The following is an 11734-nucleotide window of genomic DNA, read 5'->3' as shown; positions in this document are numbered from 1 at the left end:
TCACTTGCGGCGGAACCGGTCGAGGGTGACGACATTGCTGCCATCATCCTGCGGTTCGGGCGCTGGCGGATCCGGCGACGGCTCTTCGGGCCCTGAATCATCCGGCGGGCCTTCGCCATCCTTGGGCGCAAACTGCAGCGCAAAATTCACCGCCGGATCAACGAAGCCCACGATGGCATCATAGGGGATCACCAGGCTGGATGGCATCTGGTTGAAACTGAGCCCGATGGAGAAATGGTCATCGGCCACCACCAGATCCCAGTAACGATGCTGGATGACAATGGTCATCTCGTCCGGATAACGCTCCATCAGATGTTTCGGGATGGAAACGCCGGGCGCGCGCGTGCGAAAGGCGATGTAGAAATGATGGCCGCCGGGCAGGCCGCCCTCGTCCGAAATGCGCTGCAGCACACGGCTGACCACACCGCGCAGCGCATCCTGGACGATATCGTCATAGGGGATCAGGCTGTCGGGCGTGGTGTCGTTCACGAGAACTGAGCCTTGGCTGAAAACGCGGGGGGATATCGCCACCGATTGGCGCGAGGCGCTGTCTAGGTCAAGGGGGGCCAAGGTCAAGCGATATGCCGGCCACAGCGGCGGATGACATCGCCGCAGCCGGCTGTTGCGTAGCTTCGCTGCCATGAGTGGATGTCTGGGGTGGGAAAGTCGATGCGGAAGGGAAACATCGGGCGAACGGCGGCAGCTCTGGCCCTGCTCACCATCCTGTCGGGCTGTGTTGCGGCCGGGCGCTTGCCGCCGGCCCGGGCCGACGCGCCGGCGCTCGATGCGCTGGCCTTCTTTACCGGGCAAAGCCGAGGCGAAGGCACGTTGAAGATTGCCCTGCGCCGGCCGCGCGTCGTGACGGTGGCCAGTGTGGGACGGAGGGGCAGCAATGGCGGCCTGATCCTCGATCAGACAGTGGCGCTGGCGGGCCAGCCGGCAACGCAGCGGCAATGGCAGTTGAACCGTGATGGGCCAGCCGGCGTCGCCGGCAGCCTGAGCGATGCCGCCGGGCCGGTGACCGGTCGCATCGAGGGCAATCGCCTCCACCTGCGCTTCACCATGAAGGGCGGTCTGCGCGCCGATCAGTGGCTGGCGCTGCAGCCCGGCGGGCTGGTGCTGCATAATGTGATGATCATGCGCAAATGGGGCCTGCCAGTGGCGCGGCTGGACGAGGTCATCACGCGCGGGGAGAAGTGAGGGGGTTCTGTTGCCCGGCCCCCTGAGTTGTTCTGGTTTTCCGGGAGGGCCGTGATGGTGCAAATCGGTGAGGGAGGTTCTGTTGCCCGGCCCTCCCTCAGGCCGCTGGAATCCACTTCTGTTGCCCGGTGTGGCCCGTACCGCGCTTTCGGCCAGTGAAACTCAGTCCGTGAGGACCTCAGTTACGCTGCGATTGCGAATGCCTCGTTGTCGTTGGCATTTATGGTGTTTTGAACGGTTTTACGGCTCATTCAGGCCGGGCAAAAACATCGTCTTTGAACACACGTCGATTCTGGTTCGGCCCCATACATCGCCCCGACAACGGGTTGAGAAAATGGTGGAGCCGCCGGGTACTGCCCCCGGGTCCGCTGCGTCTATTTCACGGCATCATTTATCGCCATATCCGGCAAGCCGGCTCAGCCTATGTAGGCGCAGCCGGGCGATTCCTCAAGGGTCAGCCCTTGACCAGCCGCCGATACAGCGCCGGCAGCAGCAGCAGCGTGAGCAGGGTGGAGGAGATGATGCCGCCGATCACCACGGTGGCAAGCGGGCGCTGCACCTCCGCGCCAGCGCCAGTCGCAATCGCCATCGGCAGGAAACCGATGCTGGCCACCAGTGCGGTGGAGATGACCGGCCGCAGCCTGTCCATCGCGCCCTCGCGCACCGCCTCGTCCCTGGCCAGCCCCTCCCCGCGCAGATGGTTGATGTGATCGACCATCACCAGGCCATTGAGCATGGCAATGCCCGACAGCGCGATGAAACCGATCGCCGCCGTAATGGAAAACGGCATGGCCCGAACCGCCAGCGCAAACACGCCGCCGGTCACCGCCAGCGGGATGCCGGCGAACACGATCAGCGCCTGGGTGATGGACCCCAGCGCGCCATAGACCAGCACGAGGATCAGCAGCAGGCAGGCCGGTACCAGCAATGCGAGGCGCGCCTTGGCTTCCTGCAACTGCTTGAACTGGCCACCATATTCGATGCGATAGCCTTCGGGCAGCGCCACCGCCTTGGCCATTTCCACCTTGGCCCGCGCCACATAGCCCTCGATATCGCTGCCCGACAGGTTGACCAGCAGCGCCGCCCGTTTCTGGCCATTGTCGCGGCGCACCGGCTCCACCGCCAGCACTTCCTCAAGCCTTGCCACCCGTCCCAGCGGCACCAGCCCGGCCTGCCCGACCCTGAGCGGCAGCGAACGGATGGTATCGAGATCGGCGCGGCTGGAATCAGGCAGGCGCACCACGATGCCGTGGCGGCGGATGCCTTCCAATATGGCCCCCACTTCCTGCCCCGCCAGCGCGGTACTGATGGCCCGGTTCACCTCGTCCGCCCCCAGGCCCAGCCGCACCAGCGCGTCATGATCAACCCGCACCACCAGGCTGGGGGTGCGGCCATCCACTTCATATTCGGCCTGCGCCGTGCCGGGCAGCCGCTTCAGCACGGCCAGCACCTTGGTGCCAAGTTGTTCCAGCCGATCATTGTCGTCGCCGAATAGCTTCACCGACAGATCGGCGCGGGTGCCTTCCAGCATTTCGTTGAAACGCATCTCGATCGGCTGGCCGCGCAGGAAGCTCTGATCGGCAAACTGGCGGTGGGCTTCGGCTTCGATGGCATCCTGCAGCGCGACCTTGCTCTGCGGGCCATCGGCCGGCCATTCGCTCAGCGGCTTGTAGCTGACATACAGATCATTCTCGTTCGGCGGCATCGGATCGGTGGCGACGGCCGACGTGCCGATGCGCGAGAAGACGGCGGTGATCTGCGGGAATTTCTTCAGCAGCGATTTTTCCAGCGCGATCTCGATCTCAAGGCTGCGCTCAAGGCTCATGTCCACCGGCTTGTAGATCATCGTGGTGATCGAGCCTTCGTCCAGTCGCGGCGTGAACTGCGTGCCAAGCCGGGTGAACAGCAGCCCGGCCGCGCCCACCGCCAGCAGCGCCGGCACCAGCGCCAGCAGCGGCCGCGCCAGCGTGGCGGTCAGCACCGGGCGATAGACGTCTTCCAGCGCCGCCACCAGCCGGGTAGGGCCGTGGCCAGCCGTGGGCTGCAACCAATAGGACGCCAACGCTGGCACCAGCGTGATACTCACCAGCAGCGCTGCCGACAGCGCCAGCATTACCGTGATCGCCATCGGTCGGAACAATTTGCCTTCCACCCCGCCCAGCGCCAGCACCGGCACATAAACCAGCGTGATGATCGCCACGCCAAAGGCCACCGGCCGCGCCACCTGCCCCATGGCTTCGGCGATCACCGCGCGGCGCGCCGTTTCGGTGAGCGGATGGCCCGGCCGGGCCTGTTCCGCCGCCAGCCGGCGCAGGGCGTTTTCCACCGCCACAATCGCCCCGTCGACGACCAGCCCGAAATCGAGCGCCCCCAGGCTCATGAGATTGCCGCTGACATCGAGCTGCACCATGCCGATGCTGGCGATCAGGAACGCCACCGGAATCACCGCCGCCACGATCAGCGCCGCACGCCACTGGCCCAACGCCAGGATCAGCACGAACGCCACCAGCAAGGCGCCTTCGGAAAGATTGCTGCGCACGGTGGCAACGGTGCGCTCCACGATGTCGGCACGGTCATAGCGCACCTTGATCACCATGCCCCTGGGCAAGGCCGCCTGCACGTCGGGCAGAAATTCGCCCACCCGCCGCGCCACCTCACGGCTGTTCTGGCCGGTGAGCATCATGATGGTGCCCAGCACGGTCTGCTGGCCGTTCACGGTGGCCGCGCCCGCGCGCAGCATGTGGCCAACACGCACGGTGGCAAGATCGGCCACGGTGAGCGGCCGAGCGCCGCCGGCGAACTTCACCGGCAGCGCGCCGATGGCTTCGGGCTGCATCACCTTGGCATCGGTGCGCACCACCAGCCGGCGGCCGTTCTGCGAGATGGCGCCGCCGCCGGCATTGTCGGCATGGGCGGCGACAGCGGCCGCGAGTTCGGCTGGCGTCACCCCGGCGGCCGCCAGCTTTGCCAGGTCCGGCTCGATCACATATTGGCGTTCCAGCCCGCCGATGCTGTTCACCTCGGCCACGCCGGCGACCTGTCGCAGCATGGGGATGACGACATATTCCTGGGTTTCGGCCAGGGCCATCAGATGCTCGTCGTGGGTGCTGGCCGGTTGCAGGCCGGCGTGATGCGGCTCGGCGTGCGGCGGGTGATCCCATTCCAGCGTGTAATAGAGAATCTCGCCCAGCCCGGTGGTGATCGGTGCCAGTTGCGGCGCCGAACCGGGCGGCAGCGTTGCCACCGCGTTGGCCAGCCGTTCCGTCACCACCTGGCGGGCGCGCATCACATCGGTGCCGTCCTCATACAGCAAGGTCACCTGGCTCAGGCCGGAGCGGGTGAGCGAGCGGAAGCCGGTGAGACCGGGCTGACCGCCCATCAGCCGCTCGATCGGTACCGTCACCCGTGTCTCGATCTCCTCACCGGCCAGGCCCGGCACGGCGGTGTTCACCTGGACCTGCACGCCCGTGACGTCGGGAATGGCGTCAATCGGCAGGGTGACGAGGTGATAAAGGCCGATGGCCGCCGCAATCAGCGCCGCGATCAGCACACCGCCGCGATGGCGGGCGCTGGCCGAAATCAAGGAGGCGATCACGGCTGCGCGCCGCCCCCGGTCGCGACGCGGATATTCTCCCGCGCTTCCCACAGGCCGGCGCGGGTTTCCAGTACGGCGGCCAGCGCATCCAGCCAGCCGGTCTGCATCTGCACATAGGTGGCCAGCGGCACCGCGCCCAGCCGCCAGGCCCGATCGGCCTCGGCCGCGGCATCGGCAAAGCGCTGCGGCGCATCCGCCGGCCATTTGGCCAGAGCTTCAGAACGGGCGCGATAGAGCGCGGCATCGGCATGCAGGCCCGACAGCAGGCGCCGCCGCGCCGCGATCAAAGCCGCCTCGCCCTGTGCCGCACGGGATTCTGCCGCGGCGACATCGCCTTCCTGCCGGTTCCACAGTGGCAGGGTGGTGGTGGCGCGCAGGCCGACCACCTGGTCCTTCACGTCGCCGCGATCGCGGTTGATGAACGGGCCAATGCTGAGCGCACCCACCCGGCCCTTTTCGGCCAGCCGCACACCCAGCCCCTGCTGTTCCAGCTGCGCCTTCAGCGCGAGCAGTTCGAAATTGCCGGCTTCCACCTGTTCGGCCAGCATGGTCACATCGGGCAGCGGCGGCGGCGCGGGCGGCGGGCGCAGGATGCGGACCTTGGCCGGGAAAGGCTGGCCGCGCAGGGCGTTCAGCTCATAAAGTGCGGCGTTGGCAGCGGCCTGGGCTTCTGCGGCGCTGCGTTCGGCGGTGATGGCCGCGGCTTCCAGCACGGCCGCTTCCACCGCCGGCGCCGGCCCGGCCGGATCGCGCGCCACCAGCACGGCGGCCAGCACCCGCATCCGCCCGGCCACCTGCGCGGCGGCATCGGCGCGGGCATCAGCGGCAAACAGGCGATAGCCAAGGGTGCGGGCGCGGGCGGCGAGCGTGGCGTCGAACTGGGCCAGGCCGATGCGCGCCAGCGTGACATTGCCCTGCGCGATGGCCTTCCGCAGCGGCAGGCGGCCATTGAACTCGATCGGCTGCAGGATGGAAACGACAAAGGCCGGGCCGTCGCCCAGGCGCTGGCCGGTGAGCGGATTGTCGGTGCGGCGCTCACCGAATTCGACGCTGATTTCCGGATCGGCAAAGCGGCCAGCGGCGGCAGCCCCCGTTTGCGCCAGGCTGATCTGGCGGGCGAGAAACTGGCGCTCGGGATTGCCCGCCACAATTTCGGCGGCGAGCGCATCAATGGAGATGGCCACCGTCTGGCCGGTGGCAGGCGCTGCCAGAACGGCAACCACGAAAAGGCAAAGCGCACGGATCATCCCGCCCCGCCTAGACCATCGCACGCAAAAACAAACCCGTTATTTTACGGGTGCTTAGTTGCAATCAGTTCGCGATAGCGGCTAAGCACGGCGCCATTGATGGCATCCCAGTCGAAGGCCTGCGCCGCCGCCAGCCCGGCCTGGCCATGATCAGTCCGCAAGACGGGATCGGTGCAATAGCGTTGCAGGGCATCGGCATAGCCGGTGATATCACCCGGCGTCACCAGCGCGCCGGTCGCGCTGTCGGTGACAAGGCATTCATTGCCGCTGGCCCGCGCCGCCACCACCGGGATGGCGCTGGCCATGGCTTCGAGGTTGATATTGCCAAAGGTTTCCGTGGTCGACGGATTGAACAGCATGTCCATGCTGGCATAGGCGCGGGCGAGGTTCAGCCCATCGAGGAAGCCGGTGAAAATGGCATCCGGGGCCAGCGCCTGGAAGCGATCCCGCGCCGGGCCATCGCCCACCACCACCAGCCGGTGAGGCACGCCGCGGCGCTGCAGTTCGGCCACGGCCGCGGCAACCGTTTCCAGCCCCTTTTCCAGCACCAGCCGGCCGACGAAGCCGATCACCGGCTCGCTGTCGCCAATGCCCAGCCCCCAGCGCCATTCCGGCGAGCGACGCTGCGGATTGAAACGGGCCTTGTCGACGCCGCGGCTCCACACCGCCGGTTGATTGGCGATGATCCTTGAGTCGCGCATCATGGCCCCGAAACCCGGCGTGGTGACGAACACTTCATCCAGCCCGGCATAGAAGCGCCGCAGCATGGCCTCCAGCAGCGGCCGGGCAAAGCCGAAGCCATAATATTCGAGATAGGTTTCAAAGCGGGTGTGGATGGAGGCCACCACCGGCAGCTTCAGATCGCGCCCGAGCCGCTTCAGCGCATGGGCGGCGGGATCGGGCGCCGAAAGATGGATGATATCGGGGGCGAAGGCGCGGATATCGCGCTTCAGTCGATCAGGCAGGCCCAGCGCCAAGCGATATTCATCGCGGCCGGGGATCGACAGGCTGGGCACCGAAACCAACGTGCCGGCCGGCTCGAACGCCGGGGTATCGCTGGTCGGCGAATAGACGCGCACGGTGCAGCCTTGCCGCTCCAGATAGGCGACCAGCCGGTTCAGCGCCTGATTGGCGCCATCGCGGACATAATTATAATTGCCCGAATAGAGCGCGATCTTCAGCCCACGCGCCGCCATCGGCGCGGCAACCGGCGCGGCATCAAATTGTTCGGGCATCTTGTAAGCGGTGGCCACACATCATTCCCTGATTCTCGCCCCCTATCGCATGCCATTGTGGCCAAGGCGCGGCAGAGTGATGGCAGCCAGCGATCAGCATTGCCCCAGAAGCAGGATCAGGCACACCAGCCCGCGACAAACCACCGATGGGCTCATCGGCATGAACATGAAAAGGGCGTGACGGTTGCCCGCCACGCCCCATTTCATTCTGCCGCCGGAATCGGCGATGCCGATCAGCCTTCGGTCTGCTCCAGCGCCTTGGCGTTGGCCTGCTGCACCGAACGCAGCACCGCGTCACGGCTGGCAGCCTGCACGCGCAGACGGCCCATGCCGGCACCGGTACCAGCCGGGATCAGGCGACCAACGATGACGTTTTCCTTGAGACCAGTGAGCGTATCGACCTTGCCCTGCACGGCCGCTTCGGTCAGCACCCGCGTGGTCTCCTGGAACGACGCCGCCGACACGAACGACTTGGTCTGCAGCGAGGCCTTGGTGATTCCGAGCAGCACCGGCTTGCCGGCGGCCGGACGGCCATCCTGACCAAGCTTGGCGTTTTCGGCGTCCATTTCCTCGCGATCGACCTGTTCGCCCACCAGCAGCGTGGTGTCGCCGCTGTCGGTGATTTCCACCTTCTGCAGCATCTGACGCACGATCACTTCGATGTGCTTGTCGTTGATGCGCACACCCTGGAGGCGATAGACTTCCTGGATCTCGGCGCAGAGATATTCGGCCAGCGGCTCGACACCCAGCACTTCCAATATGTCGTGCGGGTTGGGGTTGCCATCGATCAGATAGTCACCCCGGCGCACGAAGTCGCCTTCCTGCACGGCCACGTTCTTGCCCTTGGGCACCAGATACTCGGCGACGTCCCCACCATCTTCCGGACGGATGTTGATGCGGCGCTTCGTCTTGTAATCCTTGCCGAATTCCACACGCCCGTCGACACGCGCGATCACCGCATTGTCCTTGGGGATACGGGCTTCGAACAATTCGGCCACGCGCGGCAGACCCCCGGTGATGTCGCGGGTCTTGGCGGCTTCACGCGGAATACGCGCCAGCACGTCCCCGGCCGAAACATCCTGGCCGTCGGCCACCGAGAGAATGGCATCGGTGGCGAGCATGTAGCGTGCCGCTTCGCCGGACTGGTCATCAAGCAGGGTGATGCGCGGACGCAGATCATCCTTCTTGTTGCTCGACTTCCACTCCGTGACGACCTTGTTGGCGAGGCCGGTGGCTTCGTCCACCTCTTCCTTCAGGGTCGTGCCTTCGATCAGGTCCTGGTATTTCACCTTGCCCGACTTTTCGGTGATCACCGGCAGGGTGTACGGATCCCACTCGGCCAGACGATCGCCCTTCTTCACCGTCACACCTTCGAGGTGCGTGATGAGCGCCCCGTAAGGAATGCGGTGCAGCGAGCGTTCGCGACCTTCGCTGTCGCGCAGCACCAGTTCGCCATTGCGCGCCATCGAGACGTTGCGACCACGGCTGTCGGTGATGGTGACAATGCCGCGGAATTCGATGAGACCGTCAACCGGCGCATCGAGGGTCGACTGTTCACTCACCTGCGCCGCGCCACCGATGTGGAAGGTGCGCATGGTCAGCTGCGTGCCCGGCTCGCCGATCGACTGCGCCGCGATGACGCCAACGGCTTCGCCCATGTTCACCGGCGTGCCGCGCGCGAGGTCGCGGCCATAGCAGGTGGAGCAGACGCCGCCCTTGGTTTCGCACAGCAGCGGCGAGCGGATCTTCACTTCGGCAACGGCCGCCTTCTCGATGCGCGTCACGTCGGATTCGGTCAGCAGATGACCGGCCGGCGCCACGACTTCACCGGTCTTGGCGTCGACGATGTCAACCAGCACGGTGCGGCCGAGGATACGCTCACCCAGCGAAACGATGGTGTTGCCGCCTTCGACGATGGCCTTCATCACCATGCCGCGCGTGGTGCCGCAATCTTCCTCGACGACGACGCAATCCTGCGAAACGTCGACGAGACGGCGGGTCAGGTAACCCGAGTTGGCGGTCTTCAGCGCGGTATCGGCCAGACCCTTGCGGGCGCCGTGGGTGGAGTTGAAATACTCCAGCACGGTCAGGCCTTCCTTGAAGTTCGACAGGATCGGCGTTTCGATGATCTCGCCCGACGGCTTGGCCATCAGGCCGCGCATGCCGGCCAGCTGCTTCATCTGGGCCTGCGAACCACGGGCACCGGAGTGCGCCATCATGTAGATGGAGTTGATCTGCGCCTCACGGCCATCCGGCCGCTTCTTCTTGGCGCTGATTTCCTTCATCATTTCGCCGGCAACCAGGTCGCCGCACTTGGACCAGGCGTCAACCACCTTGTTGTACTTCTCGCCCTGCGTGATCAGGCCGTCCTGATACTGCTGCTCGAAGTCCTTCACCTCGGCCTTGGTCTTGTCGACCAGCACGGCCTTGGCGGCGGGGATCACCATGTCGTCCTTGCCGAAGCTGATGCCGGCCTGGAAGGCGTGGCGGAAGCCCAGCGCCATGATGGCATCGGCAAACAGCACCGTCTCCTTCTGGCCGGTGTGGCGATAGACGGTGTCGATGACGTCGCCGATCTCCTTCTTGGTCAGCAGGCGGTTGATGGTTTCGAACGGCACCTTGTGGCTCTTGGGCAGCGTTTCGCCCAGCAGCAGACGGCCCGGCGTGGTGTTCACGCGCTTCATGTAGAGCTGGCCGGCTTCGTCGGTCTGCGGCACCCGGGCGATGATCTTGGTGTGCAGCGTCACGTTTTTGTTGAACAGCGCCTGGTGCACTTCGCTCATCGTGCCGAACGCCATGCCCTGACCCGGTTCGCCTTCGGCTTCCATCGACAGATAATAGAGACCCAGCACCATGTCCTGCGACGGCACGATGATCGGCTTGCCGTTGGCGGGGCTGAGGATGTTGTTGGTCGACATCATCAGCACGCGCGCTTCCAGCTGGGCCTCGAGGCTCAGGGGCACGTGCACGGCCATCTGGTCACCGTCGAAGTCGGCATTGAAGGCCGAGCAGACCAGCGGATGCAGCTGGATGGCCTTGCCTTCGATCAGCACGGGTTCGAACGCCTGGATGCCAAGGCGGTGCAGCGTCGGCGCGCGGTTCAGCAGCACCGGATGTTCGCGGATCACCTCGTCAAGGATGTCCCAGACTTCCTTGCGTTCCTTTTCGACCCACTTCTTGGCCTGCTTCAGGGTCATGGAGAGACCCTTGGCGTCGAGGCGCGAGTAGATGAACGGCTTGAACAGTTCGAGCGCCATCTTCTTCGGCAGGCCGCACTGGTGCAGCTTGAGTTCCGGACCGGTGACGATCACCGAGCGGCCCGAATAATCGACGCGCTTGCCGAGCAGATTCTGGCGGAAGCGGCCCTGCTTGCCCTTGAGCATGTCGGACAGCGACTTCAGCGGACGCTTGTTGGCACCGGTGATGGTGCGGCCACGGCGGCCGTTGTCGAACAGGGCGTCCACGGCTTCCTGCAGCATGCGCTTTTCGTTGCGCACGATGATATCGGGGGCGCGCAGTTCGATCAGGCGCTTCAGGCGGTTGTTGCGGTTGATGACGCGGCGATAGAGATCGTTGAGATCCGACGTCGCGAAGCGGCCGCCATCCAGCGGCACCAGCGGGCGCAGTTCCGGCGGGATCACCGGCACCACCGTCATCACCATCCATTCGGGCTTGTTGCCCGAGTTGATGAAGCTCTCGACGATCTTCATCCGCTTGATGATCTTCTTCGGCTTCAGTTCCGACTTGGTGGTGCGCAGTTCCTCGCGCAGCGTCTCCATCTCGCCTTCAAGATCGAGTTCCTGCAGCAGGATGCGGATGGCTTCGGCGCCGATGCCGGCCTGGAAGGCGTCTTCGCCATATTCTTCCTGGGCGGTCATCAGTTCATCTTCGGTGAGAAGATCGAACTTCTTGAACGGCGTCATGCCCGGATCGAGCACGACATATTGTTCGAAATAGAGCACGCGCTCCAGCTGCTTCAATTGCATGTCGAGCAGCATGCCGATGCGGCTGGGCAGCGACTTCAGGAACCAGATGTGGGCCACCGGCGCGGCCAGTTCGATATGGCCCATGCGTTCGCGGCGGACCTTGGAAACGGTCACTTCCACGCCGCACTTTTCGCAGACGATGCCCTTGTACTTCATGCGCTTGTACTTGCCGCACAGGCACTCGTAATCCTTGATCGGGCCAAAGATGCGGGCGCAGAACAGGCCATCGCGTTCCGGCTTGAAGGTCCGGTAGTTGATGGTTTCCGGCTTCTTGATCTCGCCGAACGACCAGCTGCGGATCTGTTCCGGGCTGGCGATGGCAATCTGGATCTGGTCAAACGTCTCGGGCTTGGCGGCCGGCGAGAAGAAATTCATCACTTCGTTCGTCATGTTCTCGGCTCCTTCTCCCCTCCCTCCTGAGGGAGGGGGCGGGGGAGGGTTTTCGGTGGCGTGGCGGTCAGTTCAACGAGG

Annotated in this window: 5 protein-coding genes, 1 other RNA gene and 1 pseudogene; 1 reads left to right on the top strand and 6 read right to left on the bottom strand. The window is 65.2% G+C overall.

Annotation, left to right across the window (positions count from 1 at the left end):
• On the bottom strand, positions 1 to 489 hold the full coding sequence (locus tag D619_RS0101390; protein ID WP_017666767.1) for a ClpXP protease specificity-enhancing factor SspB: 489 nt from the start codon (positions 487 to 489) through the stop codon (positions 1 to 3).
• A 180-nt stretch (positions 490 to 669) separates the two neighbouring features.
• Here D619_RS0101390 and D619_RS15220 point away from each other — a divergent pair, with 180 nt between their 5' ends.
• The gene (locus tag D619_RS15220) at positions 670 to 1200 is read left to right on the top strand and encodes a DUF3833 family protein (protein WP_017666766.1); all 531 of its coding nucleotides are present in this window, start codon (positions 670 to 672) and stop codon (positions 1198 to 1200) included.
• A gap of 106 nt (positions 1201 to 1306) precedes the next feature.
• On the opposite strand, the gene ssrA is transcribed toward D619_RS15220, so the two are convergent.
• From ssrA to rpoC, 5 genes and pseudogenes are all read right to left on the bottom strand, one after another.
• Positions 1307 to 1655: a transfer-messenger RNA gene (ssrA, locus tag D619_RS17520) on the bottom strand.
• Positions 1655 to 4795 carry an efflux RND transporter permease subunit gene (locus D619_RS0101380; RefSeq protein ID WP_017666765.1) on the bottom strand — a complete coding sequence of 1047 codons (3141 nt, stop codon included), beginning with the start codon at positions 4793 to 4795 and terminating at the stop codon, positions 1655 to 1657. Before D619_RS0101380 ends, ssrA begins: the two co-directional genes overlap by 1 nt.
• Positions 4792 to 6042: a TolC family protein gene (locus tag D619_RS0101375; RefSeq protein WP_017666764.1), complete on the bottom strand. Its 1251-nt coding sequence runs from the start codon at positions 6040 to 6042 to the stop codon at positions 4792 to 4794. The genes D619_RS0101380 and D619_RS0101375 overlap by 4 nt, the downstream gene beginning before the upstream one ends.
• A 44-nt stretch (positions 6043 to 6086) precedes the next feature.
• Positions 6087 to 7295, bottom strand: a complete 1209-nt coding sequence (locus tag D619_RS0101370) for a glycosyltransferase family 1 protein (RefSeq protein ID WP_017666763.1) — start codon at positions 7293 to 7295, stop codon at positions 6087 to 6089.
• 239 nt (positions 7296 to 7534) lie between these two features.
• Positions 7535 to 11653, bottom strand: a pseudogene (gene rpoC / locus D619_RS15215) (DNA-directed RNA polymerase subunit beta'); the annotation flags it as partial.
• Positions 11654 to 11734 lie beyond the last annotated feature (81 nt).

This window comes from Sandarakinorhabdus sp. AAP62 (assembly GCF_000331225.1).
GTDB lineage: Bacteria > Pseudomonadota > Alphaproteobacteria > Sphingomonadales > Sphingomonadaceae > Sandarakinorhabdus.
The sequence above is the reverse complement of the archived record's forward strand: the minus strand, read 5'-3'. Positions and strand labels throughout refer to the sequence as shown.

Coding starts and splice junctions, on each gene's coding strand:
- D619_RS15220 (WP_017666766.1), top strand. CDS start 670: ATGCGGAAGGGAAACATCGGGCGAACGGCGGCAGCTCTGGCCCTGCTC.
- D619_RS0101375 (WP_017666764.1), bottom strand. CDS start 6,042: ATGATCCGTGCGCTTTGCCTTTTCGTGGTTGCCGTTCTGGCAGCGCCT.